The sequence below is a fragment of the Pseudogemmobacter sonorensis genome (assembly GCF_042762395.1).
Lineage (GTDB): Bacteria > Pseudomonadota > Alphaproteobacteria > Rhodobacterales > Rhodobacteraceae > Pseudogemmobacter > Pseudogemmobacter sonorensis.
On sequence record NZ_JBEFZE010000005.1, the window covers coordinates 142,282 to 160,688 of the forward strand.

Sequence of the window (18,407 nt, forward strand, 5' to 3'; positions counted from 1 at the left end):
GCCCCTTTCTTCTTTGCGCAAATATCCCACGGGGGTCCGGGGGTGTGAAACCCCCGGTCCGGCCCGGATCACACGCGCATCGGCATCACGACATAGACCGCGCTCATGTCATTGCCCTCGCGCATCAATGTCGGATCGCCCGAGGAATTGAACAGGAAGACCGCATTCTCGCGATCGACCTGATTGGCGATCTCCAGCAGGTATTTCGCGTTGAAGCCGATCTCCAGCCGCTCGTCGCCATAGGCGACGGCAAGCTCCTCCTCGGCTGCGCCGGAATCGGGGGCATTCACCGACAGCACGAGCCGGTCCTCGTCCAGGCTCAGCTTCACCGCGCGCGAACGTTCCGACGACACCGTTGCCACCCGGTCCACCGCCTTGGCGAATTCGCTCGCATCCACCTCAAGCCGCCGGTTGTTGCTTTGCGGGATGACGCGGCTGTAATCGGGGAAGGTGCCGTCGATCACCTTCGAGGTCAGGGTGATCTCGGGCGTGGCGAAGCGCACCTTGGTCTCGGAAACCGAAACCGCGATCTGGGTGTCGTCCTCGTCCAGGAGCTTGCGCAACTCGCCCACGGTCTTGCGCGGCACGATCACTCCCGCCATGCCCTCGGCCTTCGCGGGCAGCGGCATGTCGATCCGCGCCAGCCGGTGCCCATCGGTGGCGACGCAGCGCAGCACCGGCCCGTCCTCGTTCTCGGCCACATGCATGTAGACGCCGTTCAGGTAATAGCGGGTCTCTTCGGTCGAGATCGCGAATTTCGCCTTGTCGAACAGGCGGCGCAGATCGGCGGCCTTGGCCGAGAAATTCGTCGAATATTCCGACGAGGCCATGACCGGGAAATCCTCTCTCGGCAGGGTGGAGAGCGAAAAGGTCGACCGCCCCGCCGTGATCGTCAGCCGCCCCGAGGCCGCGTCCTCGGTCAGGCTGACCAGCGCGCCATCGGGCAGCTTGCGCACGATTTCATGCAGCATCACCGCAGAGACCGTGGTGGCGCCGACCCGCTCGACCATGGCGGCGGCGCGGTCCACCACCTCGATGTCCAGATCGGTGGCGCGGAAGCTGACATGGGCGCCCTCGGCCTCGATCAGCACATTGGCAAGGATCGGGATCGTGTTGCGGCGCTCCACCACGGACTGGGCCTGGGCGAGCGCCTTCAGAAGCGTGCCGCGTTCGATCGAGAGTTTCATTCTTCGTCCCCTGACCGCCGTTCCGCGAAAGGCGGCGCAGCGGAATTGCCCGGTCAAGGCCGGTTGAATTGGTTCCGGCGACTTTGTTCAAGGTTGCGCGGCCCGTCAAGACCGCGCTTCACTGTCGCGCGAAGCGATTTCAGCCCTGCAACAGGCGCTTGAGCAACTGGATGTCGTCGGCCAACTGGCTGTCGGTGGCGGCGAGTTCCTCGATCTTGCGCACGCCATGCATGATCGTGGTGTGGTCGCGCCCGCCGAAGCGCCGCCCGATCTCGGGCAGCGAGCGCGAGGTCAGATGCTTGGCCAGATACATCGCCACCTGGCGGGGCCGGGCGATGGTGCGCAGCCGCTTCGGCCCGATCAGGTCGGAAAGGCGGATGTTGTAATGTTCGGCCACCTTGCGCTGGATTTCCTCGATCGTCAGCTTGCGGTCCGAGGCGCGCAGGATGTCGGCCAGGCAGTCCTGGGCCAGATCCAGCGTGATCTCGCGTCCGACAAGGCTCGCGAAGGCGAAAAGCCGGGTCAGCGCGCCCTCCAGTACCCGGACGTTGGTGGTGATCCTATGGGCGAGGAACTCCAGCACCCCGGGCGCGATCACCAGGCCGCGATACTGGCCACGGTAATATTCCGCCTTCTGCTGCAGGATTCCCAGGCGCAATTCGTAATCGGTCGGATGCAGGTCGACGACAAGGCCGCATTGCAGGCGCGACTTGATCCGCTCCTCCAGGTCCTTGATCTCGCCCGGCGCGCGGTCGGCGGAAATCACGATCTGCTTGTTCTGGTCGACCAGTGCATTGAAAGTATGGAAGAATTCCTCCTGCGTCGAATCCTTCCCGGCGATGAACTGCACGTCATCGACCATCAGCACATCGACCGAGCGGAAGAGCGACTTGAAATCCATCACCTGCTTGTCGCGCAGGGCCTGGATGAAGCGATACATGAACTGTTCGGCCGAAAGGTAAAGCACGCGCAGCTCGGGCCGCTGGATGCGCAGCTCATGTGCGATCGCATGCATGAGGTGGGTCTTCCCCAGCCCGACGCCGCCGTAAAGGAACAGCGGGTTGAAGGTGACCGGCCCGCCTTCGGCCACACGGCGCGCGGCGGCATGGGCAAGCTCGTTGGGCTTGCCGACGATGAAACTGTCGAAGGTGAACCGCGCGTCCAGGGGGGCGCCGGCCAGATCCTCCTCGGCCTTGGCGCGCTCGGCCCGCGCACGCGGGGCGCGGGCGGCGGCGGGCTCGCGCGCGGCGGGCCGGGCCGCGCCCTCGTCGGCGCCGACCTGGAATTCCAGCCGCTCCACGGATTCGCCCAGGGTGGCCAGATGGCTGCGGATATGGTCGGCGTAATTGCGCTGGACCCAGTCGCCGAAGAAGCTGGTTGGCACCTCGAAACGGGCGACGCCATTCCTTAGCTGCGACAGCCGCAAGGGTTCGATCCAGGTCGTGTAGTTGTTCTTGCCGACACGATTGATCAGACCTTCGCGAATCTGGCCCCACGTTTCGTTTGTCATTCTTTTCAGACCTGTATCCCAATCACCGGGCCGCGACGGCGGAAGCCGCGAAACCCAACACGCTCGATCCGTCATATCGCCCGCGCGGGTCGGCGGAAGCCGATCCTGCCCGGGCCAAACCTCGGCTCAGGGGGGAAGTGCTGCAGACACGCCCGGAAGACCGGACCCGTGCCGCATCACAAGCAGACCGCGGCGCATTCTGCACCGATCAGCAAGTATATGATCACAAACCGTTTTTATTCATTTTTCCGGCTGGCAGGCCGGTGTCGTCTTCTGTCCATCACGGTTTGCGACCCCACCTGTCCCCCAAGACGAAGTGAATCGCAGGGGCAAGCTACCAAGGCCGCGCGAGGCTCTGCAACCGAACAACGCGCTTGACAGGGGCTGTGCGAAATCGAATCCGCGCCCATCGGCAAAACCGCAACGGCGGGGGTGCGATCCGCCGCGAAGGCCCTTCGTTTGCATCCGGGAGAGGGGGGGCACGGAACGACCGACGGGCGCGGCCCCTGGAAGGACCGCGCCCGTTGGAAATCGACTGGTTTTTCCGCCGCATCGCCCCGGTCATGGTCTTTCCGACCATGCGGGCCCCGCGGGCTTAGCCCTGTGACCTCAGCCCCGTGGCATCAACCCTGGGGGGCGAGCGCCTTCACCCGCGACGACAGGCGGGAGATCTTGCGCGAGACGGTGTTCTTGTGCAGCACGCCCTTGGTCACGCCACGGGCCAGTTCCGGCTGGGCGGCTTTCAGCGCATCGGCGGCGGCGGCCTGGTCGCCCGAGGCGAGCGCCTCTTCGACCTTGCGCAGGAAGGTGCGGATGCGCGAGCGGCGCGCCTTGTTGACGGCGTAGCGGGCTTCCGACTGGCGGGCGCGTTTCTTGGATTGTGCGGTATTGGCCATTGGTCTGGTATCCTTGCGGTCTTCGTTTCGATTGCACGACAGACCGCACCACCCGCCCATAGAGCCAAAGCGGCCCCGAGGACGGGAATCGTCAATGCCTAAAGCGGGCCCACGCGCATGTGGGAGCCGACCTACAGCATTCGCGGCGCGAAGGAAAGGGTGGAATCGGTGCCGCCGGGGCGGACTATCTGTCCTGGAACTTCGGGCGGCGCTTTTCCATGAAGGCGTTCATGCCCTCTTTCTGATCCGCGGTCGCGAAGGCGGCGTGGAACATCCGGCGCTCGAACAAAAGACCCTCGGCCAGGCTGGTCTCCTCGGCCCGCGCCACCGATTCCTTCACGATCATCGCGGTGACCATGGATTTCGCGGCGATGGTCTCGGCGATCTTCAGCGTCTCGGCGATCAGCGCCTCGGCGGGGAAGACGCGCGAGACGAGGCCCGCGCGCTCGGCCTCGGCGGCATCCATGAAGCGGCCGGTCAGATGCATGTCCATCGACTTGGACTTGCCGACCCGTCGGCTCAGCCTCTGGGTTCCGCCCATGCCCGCGACGATGCCGAGGTTGATCTCGGGCTGGCCGAATTTCGCCGTCTCGGAGGCGAGGATGAAATCCGCCAGCATCGCCAGCTCGCACCCGCCGCCAAGGCAATAGCCCGATACGGCGGCGATGATCGGCTTGCGGATCGCGGCGATGGCCTGGGCCTCGGCGCCGAAAAGGTTGTCGAAAAACACATCGGCAAAGCCCTTGGCCGCCATCTCCTTGATGTCGGCGCCCGCGGCGAAGGCCTTTTCGCTGCCGGTCAGCACGATCACCCGCACCGCCGAATCGGCATCCGCCGCCTGCAGGACCTCGACCAGCTCGCGCATCAGGGTCGCATTCAGCGCATTCAGCGCCTCGGGGCGGTTGAGCCGGATCAGAAGGGTCGCGCCCTCGGTCTGGGTGATCAGCGTCTCATGGGCCATGGGCGCCTCCTGTCATGTCGGGTGCCAGCTAATCCCGCGCGGCGGCGGATGGCAAGTCAGTGCTGGCAGAGCGGGCAATGGAAGCTCGACCGCCCCGATTGCGCCATCCGCGCGATGGTGGCGGTGCAGCCGGGGGTGGGGCAGGGCTGGCCCTCGCGGCCATAGACCCGGAAATTGTGCTGGAAATAGCCCAGTTCGCCATCGGCCTGGCGGTAATCCTTCAGGGATGAGCCCCCGGCCTCGATTGCCTCGGACAGGACCTCGCGGATCAGGGGCACAAGGCCCGCGACCTGCGCGGCATCAAGCGATCCGGCCAGCCGGTCGGGGGCGATGCGGGCGCGGTAGAGCACCTCGCAGACATATATGTTGCCAAGCCCCGCCACGAGATGCTGGTCCAGAAGCGCCGCCTTGATCGGCGTCCTGCGTCCGGCCAGCCGCGCGACCAGCCAGGCTTCGTCGAACAGATTGCCCAGGGGCTCGGGGCCAAGGGCGGCAAGCAGGGGATGGCGTTCCTCCTCTCCCGCCGCGATCAGGTCCATCGCGCCGAAGCGCCGGGCGTCGTTGAAGGTGACCCGCGCGCCGCCCGCCATGTCCAGCACAACATGGTCATGTTTCTGCGGCAGCGGGTGGTCGTGGTGAAAACCCCCGATGGTCGCGCCCGAGACCAGCATCCGCCCCGACATGCCCAGATGGATCAGCAGGGTCTCGCCACCCGAGAGATCGCACAGGATGTATTTCGACCGCCGCCGCAGCGCCTGCACCCGCTGGCCGGTCAGCCGCGCCGCCATGTCGGGCGGAAAGGGCCAGCGCAGGTCGGGGCGGTTGACGGTCGCCTTCTCGATCAGGCGGCCCTCCATCGCGGGCAGAAGGCCGCGGCGGACGGTTTCGACCTCGGGCAACTCTGGCATCATGCGTCTCATCTGTGGCTGGGGCGGCAGATTGGCGCAGAAGGCCGGGGGGCACAACCGGCCTTCCCCGGCGCGCCCCGTTCCCGCGCTGGCGCCCCGCCCCGTGACAGATTGCGGTTTCCCTTGGCGCCGCCGCCCGGCTATACCGCGAGCCAGGCGGGCGAATGCCCGGCGCGAGACGGGGCAGGACCGGGCCCGAACCGGGGGATGAGGCGCTGACCATGGCCGATGCCGAAGACAAGACCACCCATTTCGGGTTTCGCGACGTGCCAGAGGCCGAAAAGGCCGGGATGGTGCATGGCGTCTTTTCCTCGGTCGCCTCGAAATACGATGTGATGAACGACCTGATGTCGGCGGGCATCCACCGCATCTGGAAGGATGCGATGATGGACTGGCTGGCGCCGCGCCCCGGCCAGCGGCTGCTCGATGTCGCGGGCGGCACCGGCGACGTGGCCTTCCGCTTTCTGGCGCGCGCGCCGGATGCCCGCGCCGTGGTCTGCGACATGACCGAGAACATGCTGGTCGAGGGCCGCAAGCGCGCCGAGGCGGCCTCGCTTGCCGACAGGCTCGACTGGGTGGTCGGCGATGCGATGGCCCTGCCCTTCGAATCGAACAGTTTCGACAGCTATACGATCAGTTTCGGCATCCGGAACGTGACCCGCATCCCCGATGCCCTGCGCGAGGCCTACCGCGTGCTGCGCCCCGGCGGGCGGCTGATGGTGCTGGAATTCAGCCAGATCCCCAACGATCTGATGCAGAAGGCCTATGACCTCTATTCCTTCAACGTCATCCCGGCCATGGGCCAGATGGTGACGGGCGACCGCGAATCCTATCAATATCTGGTGGAATCCATCCGCAAATTCCCCGAGCAGGAGCGGTTCGCCGCGATGATCCGCGAAGCCGGTTTCGAGCAGGTGAAATACCGCAACCTCTCGATGGGGATCGCGGCGCTGCATTCCGGCTGGAAGATCTGAGCCGTGAAGGGCCCGCACAACATCTGGCGGCTGATCCGCACCGGCGCCACCTTCGAGCGCACAGGCGCCATGACCGTCGCGCTTGAGGCGATGGAGGTCTCGCCCCGGCTGCGTTTCGCGGCGCGGATGCTTGGGTTGCCGTTCCGCTGGCTGGGCCTGAAGGGCGATCCGGCCTTGCCGCCGGTGACGCGGGCGATCACCGCGCTCGGCCCCGCCTATATCAAGTTCGGTCAGATCCTTTCGACCCGGCCCGATATCGTCGGGGCCGAACTGGCCGATCAGTTGAAATACCTGCAGGATCAACTGCCGCCCTTTCCGCAGGCCGAGGCCCATGCCGCCGTCCGGGCCGAGCTGGGCCAGCCGGTCGAGGTGCTGTTTTCGTCGTTTTCCGAGCCCGTGGCGGCGGCCTCGATCGCCCAGGTCCACCGGGCGCGGCTTGCCGACAGCGGCGAGGAGGTCGCGGTCAAGGTGCTGCGCCCGGGGATCGAGCGCGCCTTTCGCCGCGACATCGACGCCTTCTACCTGGCCGCGCGCTGGATCGAGATCCTCGCCCCCTTCTCGCGCCGCCTGCGCCCGGTCGATGTGATCGCGCATTTCGAGGGCGTGGTGACGGGCGAGCTGGACCTGAGGCTCGAATGCGCCTCGGCTGCCGAATTCGCCGCCAATACCGAAAAGGACGGCGGGCTCGTGGTGCCGCGTCCGCATTGGGGGCTTTCGGGCCGCACGGTCCTGACCATCGACTGGGCCGAGGGGATCGGGCTGAACGACCTTGCCGCCATCGACGCCGCGGGGATCGACCGCGTCGAACTCAGCCGCCGGGTGCTGACGCTGTTTCTCAGCCATGCGCTGCGCGACGGCTATTTCCACGGCGACATGCACCAGGGCAATATCAAGGTCATGCCCGACGGGCGGCTGGTGGTCTATGATTTCGGCATCATGGGGCGGCTGGACGAATATACCCGCCGGGTCTATGCCGAGATCCTGATGGGCTTCATCCGCAAGGATTACCGCCGCGTGGCCGAGGTTCATTTCGAGGCGGGCTATGTCCCCGCCGACCGCGACATCGACGAATTCGCCCGCGCCCTGCGCTCGGTCGGCGAGCCGATCTTCGGGATGGAGGCCAACCGCATCTCGATGGCGAGGCTGCTGTCCTATCTGTTCGAGGTCACCGAACGCTTCGGGATGGAGACGCGGACCGAACTGATTCTGCTGCAACGCACCATGGTAGTGGTCGAGGGCGTGTCGCGCAGCCTCGACCCGCATCTCAACATCTGGGAGGTCAGCCGCCCGGTGGTCGAGGATTACATCCGCGCCAGCGTGGGGCCGAAGGCCATCCTGCGCGATCTGGCCCGCACCGCGCGGGTGCTTGCCCGCTTCGGCCCGAAACTGCCCGCGCTGACCGAGGCGGCGTTGGTGCGGCTGGGCAATCCCGATGTGGCGCCCCGTCCGGCGGGCGGCCGCGCGCGACTGGTGCGGGGCGTGATCGGCGCGGTGGCGTTCCTGGCGCTTGGCGTCGCCATCGGCGCCGCGCTTTAGCAGGCTGCTGAGGGGCTGTCTTGAAGCGAAAATCTTCCCGACACGGTAGAAAATTGGACCGAAAACGGCCTGTTTGGGCGTGCTATCGGTCGAATGTCCTGTTTTTTGACGCAAGCTGCGGTTGCACATGACTTTTTCAGCAGCCTGTTAGCGCGCCAGCCGCAGCGCGGTGACGGCGCTGGCGGCGACCTCTATCCCGCCCTCCAGCACGAGGACCGTGCCCGAGGCGCCGCCGCGCGCCTCGGTCACCGTGCCGTAGTATTCCACGGCATCCTCGCGCAGCAGTTCGCCGCCGCGCCAGCTCTCGACGCTCAGGCTGTAGAGGCCCTCGGCCAGGCGCTCGCCCGTGGCATCCGCGCCGAACCAGTCATAGGCCCCTGCGGCGACCGGGATCTCCTCGCGCGAGAGGGTGTTGCCCGCGCCGTCGCGCACCACCAGCACCACGCGATCCGCCGTGGCCACGGGATTGGGCGAAAGCGTGACCGGGCTGCCGGAATACCAGACATCGGCGGCGGCGCGCGCCTCCTGCCCGACCCAGCCCGCCATCTGCGACATGCCGATCATCGAGAATTGCGCGCTCATCGCGCTGAGGATCTGGTTCGACAGCACCTGCTGCTCGACCCCCGAAAAGGTGGCGAGCTGCACGGCGTAATCGGTCGATTCGATCGGGTTCAGCGGGTCCTGGTTCTGCATCTGGACGGTGAGCATCCGCAGGAAGGTCTGGAAATCCGAACTCAGCACCGCGCCGGAGGGGGTGCTGGAGCCGGTCGAGGCGGCGGCGAAGGCATTGGTGGCGGTGACGGTCATGGGGCAGGCCTCAGATGCGAAGGTAAAGCGTGGAAAGGGGTGGGCTCCCTGCGGGGGCGGCGGGGGAGGGGGCGGCGGGCCTTTGCTCCGGCGCGGCTGCGGGTCCGGCTTCATGGGTTTCATGGGCTTCATGGCTGCGGGCCGGATGTTCCCCGCCCCAGTCGCCAAAGCCCAGGTCGACCCGGGCATAGCCCGCCGCGCGCAATTCCTCGGCCAGCCGCTCGGCATGGCGGCGCATCAGGTCGAGCGTTTCGGGCCGTTCGGCCAGCAGGGTCAGGGCGACCATATCGGCCTCGGCCCTGAGCGAGATCCGCACCGTCCCAAGCTCTTCGGGCGAGAGGGTCAGTTCGGTGATTCCCTCAGGCGATGCCAGCGCCGCCTGGACGATCTGCACTGCCGGAGCGGGTGCGGGCATGGAAGCGCGCGTGGCCTGGGGAGGCGGGAGAGGCTGGGGCTGGAGGGAACGCGCGGCTTCGGGACCGGTGGCGGGCGCAGGGTCCCCGATCTCGGCCGGGGCAGGTGTCGGGCCGGGCGTCGGGATCGGATCGGGCGGCGCGGTTTTCGCCATCCGGTCGGCGGGTTGCGCGGGCGTCGTCGCCTCCTCTCCGGGCGGGGAGACCGCCATCAGTCGCAACCGCGACTCGGCCCCCGAGGGTCCTCCAGAAGGGCCGGAATTCGGCAGGGAGCCGCGCAGGGCGCGTGCCGACGGCTCGGGTCCTGCCCGCAAGTCAGATCGGGGTTCGGCGTCCTTGCGTGACCTTGCGACCGCATCCGGGGCATCGGGAGCACTGTCCTCCGGCGCGCCCTTGGCCCCAGGCGCGGCCAGGGGGGCGTCCTCGGCGGCTGGCCCGGTCGACCTCAGCTCCGGTGACGGCGTTTCATCCGTCTCGCCGCTCCCGGTCATCGCGGTCGGTGATGCGGGCAGGGGCGATGCCGCATGCGGCGGCGGGGAGGGCGGCGATGGCGGGGCGGCGGCGAGCGGCGGAGGCTCGGTCGTCTCCACGTTCTGTGCCGGCGGGGCTGCAGGCGTCGTGGGGACCGCGCCGGGTAAAGGCTCGGCCCCCGCCTCCGCCGATTCGGCTTCCACCTCGGGGCCGAGGGAAAAGGCCGGATCATCCGTGAATCGCGCTTCGATGGCGGCACGACCCACCCCCATTCCGTTCGGGAGGGCCGGGGCGAACCCTGGCGCACCCGCTTTCGCGACCGGGTTTGCGAAGGCATTCGCAATGGGGGGAGGGGAGTGGATCGGAATCATCTGCATCGGATTCGACTTCTGCCGCGTTCGGGATGATCAGACCCGATAGGAGTTACCACTTTCTTTACCGCTTTGGCGGATCGTCAGGAAAATCCGAACCATTCAAGGAGAATCGCGATGGATCCGGTTTCGATTGTCACCCCGCCCCCGCCCGGGCCGACGGAGGGCGCCTTGATGCGCAAGGCGCGTGAGCTGGAGACGGTTTTCCTGACCGAGATGCTTGGCCATGCCGGGCTTGGCGAAGGCCGCGGCAGTTTCGGCGGTGGCATCGGCGAGGCGCAGTTCGCCAGCTTCCTGCGCGCGGAACAGGCGCGGATGATCGTCGATCGCGGCGGGATCGGGCTGGCCGAATCGCTGTTTCGCGCCATGGGGGGTGAAAATGTCCCAAGCCGCTGAATTGATCGGCCGCCTCGATGCGATCCGCGCGCATCTCCTCGCCGGGGATCTGTCGGCTCTGGCCGCGCCGGATGCCGTGCTCGACGCGGCGGGGCTGCCTGCGGACCGGAGCGGGGCCCAGGCCGCTCAGGCCGCGGCCCGACGCAATCTCGCGCTGATCGAGGCGGCCTTGTGCGGGGTCAGGGCCGCGCGCCGCCATGTCGAGGAAATCGCCGGAAGGGCGCGGCTCTCGACCTATGATGCCAGCGGGAGGATCGACCGGACGGTGGTCCGTCCCGGCCCGCCCTTACGCCGCTCCTAGCGGGCGTTTGCCTTGCCCTTCGCCGAGAGGGGCGGACGGATCCGGCGAGACGCGCTTTCAGATGCGCGCGTTTGGGAAGGGTTCGGATTGGCCGCTCTCAAGGCCCCCTGCCGTTCCGCCTCGGCGAACGGGAGCCAATGGCTTGGCGGAGTCAGCCGAAGGTCTGACGATGCCATATGCGAAGCCGGGCAGCGTCGGATCCGATCCGCCGGGGCAGGCGCATTGCGCATCATGGAAGCGACCGAGCCACCTGGGGGATGAGCGACCGGCGCCGCCACTGGCTCTGCCGCCATGCCCCCGTCCCGACCGCGCCCCGGTTCACCGGACGTCTGTCGCCCGTCCGCCGAACCGACGCCGAAGGCTTGGCCCGAAGAGCACAACTGAAGCCCAAAGGCGATCGCAGGCCACCTGTCCCAAATTTTTGATCAAATGTTGCGACATGGCTTGAAGCGTAACCCGCGCCATGCTCTCTCTCGCGCGCGGCCAATGGCGCGGGAGACGGGTGATGCGCGTGTTCATCAATGGATTCGGACGGATCGGGCGCTCGGTCCTGCGTGCCTGGGCGCAGGACAAGTCCAGATGGCCGGGCGTCGAGATCCTGGGGATCAATGATATCGCCGAGCCCGGGATCTGCGCCCATCTCTTCGAATATGATTCGGTCTTCGGACCCTGGCGGGGCGAGGTGGCGCTCGAACCCGGTGCGCTGCGGGTCGACGGGCACCGGATCGCCTTCCATCGAGCGGCCGATATCTCGACGCTCGACCTCTCCGGCATCGACCTCGTGATGGAATGCACCGGCCGGGCGGGCGATCACGCAGTCGCCGAGCGTGGCCTTGCGGCGGGCGCCGCGCGGGTGCTGATCTCGGGCCCCTCCGAGACGGCGGACCTGACCCTGGTCCTGGGCGCGAACGAGGCGGCACTGGCGGATCAGCGCGTGATCTCGAACGCGTCCTGCACCACCAATGCCCTGGCGCCGCTGGCCCGTCTGATCGACGAGGGCTGGGGCATCGTCACCGGCTCGATGACCACGGTGCATTGCTACACCGGCAGCCAGCCGACGGTGGACAGCCCGGCGGCCGATTTCGCCCGCTCCCGCGCCGCCGCGCTGTCAATGGTGCCGACGACCACAAGCGCCTCGCGCCTGCTGGACAGGGTGCTGCCGGGGCTCGCGGGGCGGTTGCAGGGCTCGGCGGTGCGGGTGCCGGTGGCGAGCGTCTCCTGCATCGACCTTTCGGTGATGACCCGGCGCCCCGCCACCCCGGACGAGGTCAATGCCGCCTTCCACGCCGCGGGCGGCGTGATCGGTGCCACCGACCGGGCGCTGGTCTCGACCGACCTGCGCGCGCGGCCCGAATCCATCGTCATGGCCACGCCGGAAACCCGGGTGACGCCCCAGGGCCTGCTTCGGGTCTTCGGCTGGTATGACAACGAATGGGGCTTTTCCAACCGGATGCTGGATGTGGCCCGCCGCATGGTGCGATGAACCAAACCTTCCCCCTTCATCTTGGCAAAAATATCCCCGCCGGAGGCATCCGCCGCCGCGTCAGTCTTCGCGTCAGTCGCCCGACAGACCCTCTTCCTCCAGCAGGCTGCGGCCCTGCCGATCCTCGATCTCGATCAGCCACAGGTCGGGGTCGCGGGCGCGGGCGCGGGCCAGCGCGGCATCGACCAGCGCCTCTTCCCCTTCGGCAAGGGTGATCCAGCGACGCCCGCCGCTGGCCGGGTCATAGGCGCGCTCCCAGGCCATGGCGCGCCCGTCCAGCGTGGCAAGCTTGACCATCACCGCGCCCGCCTGCGCGTCGCCCCGGCGGATCAGGTAATGGGCGATATCGGCAAGCCGCAGGCGGCGCAGATAGGCCTCGACCCAGAATTCGGTGGTCAGCCTTGGCATGGGCCTTCTCCCTCGGGGTGACAGGGCGTCGGGGCGCTGCGATAGGGCCGCAGTCCGCTCAACCGGCCTCGCCATCCTTGAAATCCAGCCCCATTTCGGAATAGCGCTCGGCCTCTTCCAGCCAGTTCGGCCGCACCTTGACGGTCAGGAACAGATGCACCTCATGGCCCAGGAATTCGGCGATCTCGGCGCGGGCGGCCTGGCCGATGGCCTTGATCGTCTCGCCCCGATTGCCCAGCACGATGCCCTTGTGGCCATCGCGGGCGACATAGACGATCTGGTCGATCCGGGTCGATCCGTCGGCGCGGTCTTCCCATTTCTCGGTCTCGACGGTCAGTTGATAGGGCAGTTCCTCATGCAGCCGCAGGGTCAGCTTCTCGCGCGTCATCTCGGCCGCGATCATGCGCAGCGGCAGGTCCGCCAACTGGTCCTCGGGGTAGAACCAGGCGCCCTCCGGCAACTCGCCCGCCAGCCATTCGCGCAGCCCGGCCACGCCATGGCCGCGCTCGGCCGAGATCAGGAAGGTGCGGGAGAAGGCGAAAGCCTCGTTCATCTTCTGCGTCAGCGCGAGCAGGCTTTCCGCCTTCACCCGGTCGATCTTGTTGATCGCCAGCGCCACGGGACGGTCGCGCGGCAACTCGTCGCGGATGCGCGACAGGATCGCCTCGACCCCTTCGGTCAGCCCGCGATGCGCCTCGATCAGCAGGACCACGATATCGGCATCCGCCGCCCCGCCCCAGGCGGCCTTGACCATGGCGCGGTCCAGCCGCCGCCGGGGCCGGAACAGGCCGGGGGTGTCGACGAAGACGATCTGGGCCGCGCCCTCCATGCAGACGCCGCGGATCCGGGCGCGGGTGGTCTGGACCTTATGCGTCACGATCGAGACCTTGGCCCCGACCATGCGGTTCAGAAGGGTGGATTTCCCGGCGTTCGGCTCGCCGATCAAGGCGACGAATCCCGCTCGGGTCGGCCCGGCGGCGGTGGCTGTTTCGGTCATTGGGTCTGCTCCTGAAGCCGTTTCAGCAGGATCTGCGCGGCGGCGGATTCGGCGGCCTTCTTGCCCGAGGCCTCGGCCCGGGCGCTGGCGCCGCTTTCAAGCCGCGCCTCGATGGTGAAGAGCGGCGCGTGATCGGGGCCCGAGCGTCCGACCTCGGCATAGACCGGCAGGCCCAGCCCATGGGCCTGCGCCCATTCCTGAAGCGCGGATTTCGGGTTGTGGACAAGGCCTTCGGCCAAGGCGATGCGGCTGCCCCAAAGGCGCAGGACCATGGCGCGGGCGGTCTCGAATCCGGCATCCAGATGCACGGCGGCCAGCACCGCCTCCATCGCATCGGCCAGCACCGCATCCTTGCGCCGCCCGCCCGAAAGCATCTCGGAGCGCCCGAGCTTCAGCACCGCGCCCAGGTCGATCTCGCGCGCGACCTCGGCGCAGGCCTCCTGGCAGACCAGCGCGTTGAACCGGGGCGAGATCCGCCCCTCGGTCGCGGAACGGTCGCTGGCCAGCAGCGCCTCGGCGATGGAAAGCCCCAGCACGCGGTCGCCCAGGAACTCCAGCCGCTGGTTGTCGGGCCGGGTCGCCGAGCCGATCGAGGAATGCGTCACCGCGCGCAGCAGCAGGTCCGGCCTGCGGAACACATGTCCGATCCGGGTCTGGAACGCCTGAAGATCGGTGGAAAGCCTCACCTTGCCGTCACCTCATCTTACCTTTGCCAACAGGCGCTCGCCGCGCCAGTCCCAGAGATACCACAGCCGCGCCCCCCCGGACGAGATCAGGACGCGCCCGACCCGGCCGTGGATCGCCCCGGCCGACACCATGCCCGTGCCGCCGACGCCGGTGGCGAAGCGGCTGTCCATGGAATTGTCGCGATTGTCGCCAAGAAAGAAGTAATGCCCGTCGGGGACGATGAATTCCACCGTATTATCGGCAAAACCACCGTCTTCGATGTTCAGGACGTCATGGCTGCGCCCGTCGGGCAGGGTCTCGGTCAGGCGCGAGCGGCGGCAGATGCCGCGCAGCCCGACCGGACCGCCCTCGCAGCGCGGCATGGTCCGCAGCGGGCCCTGCGGTGCCATTTCCTCCTCGAAGCGCCCGGCGGGAAGCTGCGGCAGTTCGACCCCGTTCAGCCAGACCCTGCCATCGCGCATCTGCACCCGGTCGCCGGGCAGGCCGATCAGCCGGCGGATGTGATCGCTGTTTTCCACCGGATGGCGGAAGACCAGCACATCGCCGCGCGCTACATCCCCGGCCTCGACATGGCGGGCGATCACATAATCCCCGATCAGCAGCGTGGGCTTCATCGCGCCGGAGGTCAGCCAGACCGGCTGCCAGAAAAGGCGCAGCAGGGCGAGAAGGCACAGCGCGCTCAGCACCGCGCCCCCGATCACGATGCCGATGGCGGACCTGTCATAGCGCCGCGACCGGCGCGGCAGCACCAGCAATGCCAGCACCAGCAGGGCCGAGACCCCGGGCACCGCCGCCAGCACCGCCCATCCCCCGGGCCGCCCGATGTCATGCAGGCGCCGGACCAGCGTCGCCAGCAGGGCGGCAAGGCCGACGAAGGAGAGTGCGGCGGCATAATGTGACCAGGGCCAGAGCGTGGCGCTTTCCCCAAGCCCGCGCGCCAGAAGCATGAGCGCGATCCAGGCCGAAAGCGTCACCAGAAGCTCGCCCCGACCGGCGCCGCCGTTCAGCCGGAAGGGGTTCATCCGTTCCGCCCGCCGCCTTCGGTCTTTCGGGCCCGGTTGCCGGAAACCGCCGCCATGCCCATGGCCAGGGTCACTCGATCGCCTTGAAGAAGCGGTCCGAGCGCCAGGTCCAGAACTGCCACATCCGCGATCCGGCCGAAGAGAATATGACCCGGTCGGCCCGGCCGATCAGATATTCGGCGGGCACATAGCCGACGCCCCGGTTGATCTGGGGAAGGCGGCTGTCTGCGCTGTTGTCGCGGTTGTCGCCCATGAAGAAGTAATTGCCCTCGGGGACGGTGAAGACGGGCGTGTTGTCGGTGATGTAGCTGTCGGTGATGTTCAGCACCGAATGCGACCGCCCGCCGGGCAGCGTTTCGATCGCGCGCGACTTCTGGCAGGTGGCGCCCATCGGCACCGGCGCATTGGCGCAACCGGGAATGCTGCGCTGCGGGCCCTGCGGCTCCATCACTTCCTCGAAGATCCCGGCGGGTTCCTGCGGGGCGACCTCGCCGTTGATGTAGAGCAGGCCGTCCTGCATCTGCACGGTGTCGCCGGGCAGGCCGATCAGGCGCTTGATGTAATCCTCGCCGGTGCCGGGATGGCGGAAGACCACGACATCGCCGCGCTCGGGCTCCGAGGCGAGGATGCGGCCCGAGAAGGGGCACAGGCCGAAGGGGCAGGAATATTGCGAATAGCCGTAGGCCATCTTGTTCACGAAGAGGAAATCGCCGACCAGCAGCGTGTCCTTCATCGATTCCGAGGGGATCCAGAACGGCTGGAAGAACAGGGTGCGGAACACACCCGCGATGATCAGGGCCCAGAACACGGTCTTGATCGTCTCGACGATACCGCCGTCGGCCTTTTGCTTCGCCATATTCCGTTCTGCCTTCATCACTGTATCGGGCCGCTTCTTGCGCCGCGGGGAAGGGGCCTGTCAAGCCGCGCGCCGATTCCGCCCCGGCCGGTGGCGGTTTGCGCCGCCAGCCCCTGGCCGAGCTGACCTCCGGCAGGGGAATCAGGGGGCGCATCCGAAAGGCCCAAACCGGGGCCGTCCGGTCAGGGCAGGGAGCGGGCCTCGATCACCACGAAAGCCTGCGCCCAGGGGTGGTCGTCGGTCAGGGTGACATGGATCACCGCCTCATGGCCTTCGGGGGTCAGCCGGGCCAGCCGCTCGGCGGCCCAGCCGGTGACCTGCATCACCGGCTGGCCTGTGGCCAGGTTCGAGACCGCCATGTCCTTCCAGGCGATCCCCATGCGCAACCCGGTGCCGAGCGCCTTGGAGCAGGCCTCTTTCGCGGCCCAGCGTTTGGCATAGGTGGCGGCGGTCTCGTGCCGGGCCTCGGCCTTGCGCTGTTCGGCCTCGGTGAAGACGCGGTGGCGGAAACGGTCGCCGAAGCGGGCGAGCACCGCCTCGATCCGCTCGATATTGGCCAGGTCGGTGCCGATGCCCAGGATCATGGCAGGGGCAGCGCGGCGCGGGCGGCATCCATGCGGCGGCGCATCTCCTCGATGGCGGGGCCGAGCCCGCGATAGACCGCCTCGCCGATCAGGAAATGGCCGATGTTCAGCTCGACCAGTTCGGGGATGGCGGCGACGGGCTCGACATTGTCGAAGGTCAGCCCGTGGCCGCCATGGACCTCAAGCCCCAGGCCCTGGGCCCGGGCCGCGCCCTCGCGCAGGGCGGCGAGTTCGGCTTCCGTCTCGGCGGTGCGGCCCTCGGCGTGAAGCTCGGAATAAAGGCCGGTGTGCAGTTCCACCACCGCCGCGCCGATCCGGGCCGAGGCCTCGATCTGGCGCGCCTCATGGCCGATGAACATGGAGACGCGGATCCCGGCCTCGCGCAGGGGGGCGATGAACCGCGCCAGCCGCGCCTCGTCCCCGGCGACGTCGAGCCCGCCCTCGGTCGTGCGTTCCTCGCGCTTTTCGGGGACGAGGCAGGCGGCATGGGGCCGCAGTCGAAGCAGGATCGCCTGCATCTCGTCGGTGGCGGCGCATTCGAAGTTCAGCGGGATGCCGATCCCGGCGCGCAGGGCCTCCATGTCGGCGTCGCGGATATGGCGACGATCCTCGCGCAGATGGGCGGTGATGCCGTCCGCCCCGGCGGCCTCGGCCAGGATGGCGGCGCGCAGGGGATCGGGCCAGGCGGCGCCGCGCGCGTTGCGCAGGGTTGCGACATGGTCGATGTTCACGCCCAGCCTGAGCTTTTTCACGAACGGCATATGGCCTCCTTCACGGTCGGTTGCGGCGGTGGGCCCCGTTCCGGGTGCCGCCCGCCGCATGTCTTGCGGCGCTACACTAGGGCGAAGCCTGGTGATCGTCACGCCCTGCTTTGTCGCCGTCCCCGGCTTTCGGACCTTCTCTGGCCAGCGCCGCGGGGGCGGCCGCCGCGCTTTCCCTTTCGTCCGGGGGCGGAAGGCGCTGCGCGGCCGCCGCCACCATGTCGCGCAGGTGCAGGCGGCGGGCGCTGCGTTCCTCGGCCTTGGCGGCGCGCGCCTTCTGATAGGCGTTGACCAGCGGGATCGTCAGGTAATAGCCGACCAGCGACAGCACCAGCCCGGGGCCGAGCGCGCCGATGAAATAGGGCACATAGATCTCATGCCAGAACTGTGCGAGTCCGTCCCAGCTTGCCGTCGCGGGGGTGAAGATCGACTTGATGTTGTGCCACAGGTCGACGCTCGCCTCGGCGAAGGCATCGCCGATATATTCCGGGGTCAGTTCCTTTTCGATCCCCATGATGCGATGGCCCAGCGTCATGGCCAGCACCGCGAAGAAGGGCGTGGTCACCGGATTGGTGTTGAACGTGGCCAGCAGCGCGGCCAGCAGGTTGCCGTTCACCAGCCGCGCCGCCGCCCAGGCCGCGACGAATTGCAGCCCCGGCAGCGGCAGGAAGCCGATCAGCGAGCCCGCGAAGACCCCGCGCGCCACGCGCTGCGGGCTGTCGGGCAGGCGCTTCATGCGGTGCAGCACATAGCGGGTGGCGCGTTTGAATCCTCCGGCGGGATAGACCATCTCGCGCAGCCATCCGCCCCAACCCTGGGGATCCCGGCGCTTGAAGACCACGACTCGTCACCTCTTGCTGCAACTGGGCCATCCGGCA

At 68.0% G+C, this 18,407-nt stretch carries 20 protein-coding genes; 5 read left to right on the forward strand and 15 right to left on the reverse strand.

Annotated elements, in window-relative coordinates:
* Positions 1–68 precede the first annotated feature (68 nt).
* From dnaN to mutM, 5 genes are all read right to left on the reverse strand, one after another.
* Complete coding sequence (gene dnaN / locus ABNX41_RS06000; RefSeq protein WP_438668813.1) at positions 69–1,187, reverse strand: DNA polymerase III subunit beta; 1,119 nt, start codon at positions 1,185–1,187, stop codon at positions 69–71.
* Between the two features lie 139 nt (positions 1,188–1,326).
* Positions 1,327–2,697, reverse strand: a complete 1,371-nt coding sequence (dnaA, locus tag ABNX41_RS06005; RefSeq protein ID WP_438668814.1) for a chromosomal replication initiator protein DnaA — start codon at positions 2,695–2,697, stop codon at positions 1,327–1,329.
* Between the two features lie 623 nt (positions 2,698–3,320).
* On the reverse strand, positions 3,321–3,593 hold the full coding sequence (gene rpsT, locus ABNX41_RS06010) for a 30S ribosomal protein S20 (RefSeq protein WP_438668815.1): 273 nt from the start codon (positions 3,591–3,593) through the stop codon (positions 3,321–3,323).
* 184 nt (positions 3,594–3,777) lie between these two features.
* Entirely contained in the window at positions 3,778–4,554 is a 777-nt protein-coding gene (locus ABNX41_RS06015; protein ID WP_438668816.1) for an enoyl-CoA hydratase-related protein, read from the reverse strand.
* 56 nt (positions 4,555–4,610) lie between these two features.
* On the reverse strand, positions 4,611–5,462 hold the full coding sequence (mutM, locus tag ABNX41_RS06020) for a bifunctional DNA-formamidopyrimidine glycosylase/DNA-(apurinic or apyrimidinic site) lyase (RefSeq protein ID WP_438668888.1): 852 nt from the start codon (positions 5,460–5,462) through the stop codon (positions 4,611–4,613).
* Positions 5,463–5,683: 221 nt separating this feature from the next.
* Between mutM and ubiE the strand changes: the two genes are divergently transcribed.
* Positions 5,684–6,436 carry a bifunctional demethylmenaquinone methyltransferase/2-methoxy-6-polyprenyl-1,4-benzoquinol methylase UbiE gene (gene ubiE / locus ABNX41_RS06025; protein ID WP_438668889.1) on the forward strand — a complete coding sequence of 251 codons (753 nt, stop codon included), beginning with the start codon at positions 5,684–5,686 and terminating at the stop codon, positions 6,434–6,436.
* A gap of 3 nt (positions 6,437–6,439) precedes the next feature.
* Positions 6,440–7,972 carry a 2-polyprenylphenol 6-hydroxylase gene (gene ubiB, locus ABNX41_RS06030; protein WP_438668817.1) on the forward strand — a complete coding sequence of 511 codons (1,533 nt, stop codon included), beginning with the start codon at positions 6,440–6,442 and terminating at the stop codon, positions 7,970–7,972.
* Between the two features lie 147 nt (positions 7,973–8,119).
* Here the strand turns inward: ubiB and ABNX41_RS06035 are convergent, their stop codons facing one another.
* The gene (locus tag ABNX41_RS06035) at positions 8,120–8,779 is read right to left on the reverse strand and encodes a flagellar hook capping FlgD N-terminal domain-containing protein (protein WP_438668818.1); all 660 of its coding nucleotides are present in this window, start codon (positions 8,777–8,779) and stop codon (positions 8,120–8,122) included.
* Between the two features lie 10 nt (positions 8,780–8,789).
* Positions 8,790–9,194, reverse strand: coding sequence for a flagellar hook-length control protein FliK (gene fliK, locus ABNX41_RS06040; protein ID WP_438668819.1), 405 nt, complete (start codon positions 9,192–9,194; stop codon positions 8,790–8,792).
* Between the two features lie 957 nt (positions 9,195–10,151).
* Between fliK and ABNX41_RS06045 the strand changes: the two genes are divergently transcribed.
* The 3 genes from ABNX41_RS06045 (at position 10,152) to ABNX41_RS06055 (ending at position 12,214) form a co-directional block, all read left to right on the forward strand.
* The gene (locus ABNX41_RS06045; protein WP_438668820.1) at positions 10,152–10,430 is read left to right on the forward strand and encodes a rod-binding protein; all 279 of its coding nucleotides are present in this window, start codon (positions 10,152–10,154) and stop codon (positions 10,428–10,430) included.
* Positions 10,414–10,731: a hypothetical protein gene (locus ABNX41_RS06050; RefSeq protein WP_438668821.1), complete on the forward strand. Its 318-nt coding sequence runs from the start codon at positions 10,414–10,416 to the stop codon at positions 10,729–10,731. Before ABNX41_RS06045 ends, ABNX41_RS06050 begins: the two co-directional genes overlap by 17 nt.
* Before the next feature lie 505 nt (positions 10,732–11,236).
* Positions 11,237–12,214, forward strand: a complete 978-nt coding sequence (locus tag ABNX41_RS06055; protein WP_438668822.1) for a type I glyceraldehyde-3-phosphate dehydrogenase — start codon at positions 11,237–11,239, stop codon at positions 12,212–12,214.
* A 72-nt stretch (positions 12,215–12,286) separates the two neighbouring features.
* Here ABNX41_RS06055 and ABNX41_RS06060 read toward each other — a convergent pair whose 3' ends face one another.
* The 8 genes from ABNX41_RS06060 to ABNX41_RS06095 all read right to left on the reverse strand — a co-directional run bounded on the left by ABNX41_RS06060 (position 12,287) and on the right by ABNX41_RS06095 (position 18,370).
* Positions 12,287–12,622 (reverse strand): DUF1491 family protein, encoded by a 336-nt coding sequence (locus ABNX41_RS06060; protein ID WP_438668823.1) that lies wholly within the window; start codon positions 12,620–12,622, stop codon positions 12,287–12,289.
* Between the two features lie 58 nt (positions 12,623–12,680).
* Complete coding sequence (gene era / locus ABNX41_RS06065; RefSeq protein WP_438668824.1) at positions 12,681–13,619, reverse strand: GTPase Era; 939 nt, start codon at positions 13,617–13,619, stop codon at positions 12,681–12,683.
* The gene (gene rnc, locus ABNX41_RS06070; RefSeq protein WP_438668825.1) at positions 13,616–14,305 is read right to left on the reverse strand and encodes a ribonuclease III; all 690 of its coding nucleotides are present in this window, start codon (positions 14,303–14,305) and stop codon (positions 13,616–13,618) included. Before rnc ends, era begins: the two co-directional genes overlap by 4 nt.
* Before the next feature lie 12 nt (positions 14,306–14,317).
* Positions 14,318–15,328 (reverse strand): signal peptidase I, encoded by a 1,011-nt coding sequence (lepB, locus tag ABNX41_RS06075; protein ID WP_438668826.1) that lies wholly within the window; start codon positions 15,326–15,328, stop codon positions 14,318–14,320.
* Between the two features lie 70 nt (positions 15,329–15,398).
* Positions 15,399–16,184, reverse strand: a complete 786-nt coding sequence (gene lepB / locus ABNX41_RS06080) for a signal peptidase I (protein ID WP_438668827.1) — start codon at positions 16,182–16,184, stop codon at positions 15,399–15,401.
* A 182-nt stretch (positions 16,185–16,366) separates the two neighbouring features.
* The gene (gene acpS / locus ABNX41_RS06085; RefSeq protein WP_438668828.1) at positions 16,367–16,768 is read right to left on the reverse strand and encodes a holo-ACP synthase; all 402 of its coding nucleotides are present in this window, start codon (positions 16,766–16,768) and stop codon (positions 16,367–16,369) included.
* The gene (locus ABNX41_RS06090; RefSeq protein WP_438668829.1) at positions 16,765–17,529 is read right to left on the reverse strand and encodes a pyridoxine 5'-phosphate synthase; all 765 of its coding nucleotides are present in this window, start codon (positions 17,527–17,529) and stop codon (positions 16,765–16,767) included. Before ABNX41_RS06090 ends, acpS begins: the two co-directional genes overlap by 4 nt.
* A 76-nt stretch (positions 17,530–17,605) precedes the next feature.
* Positions 17,606–18,370, reverse strand: a complete 765-nt coding sequence (locus tag ABNX41_RS06095) for a DUF2062 domain-containing protein (protein ID WP_438668830.1) — start codon at positions 18,368–18,370, stop codon at positions 17,606–17,608.
* Positions 18,371–18,407: the final 37 nt, after the last annotated feature.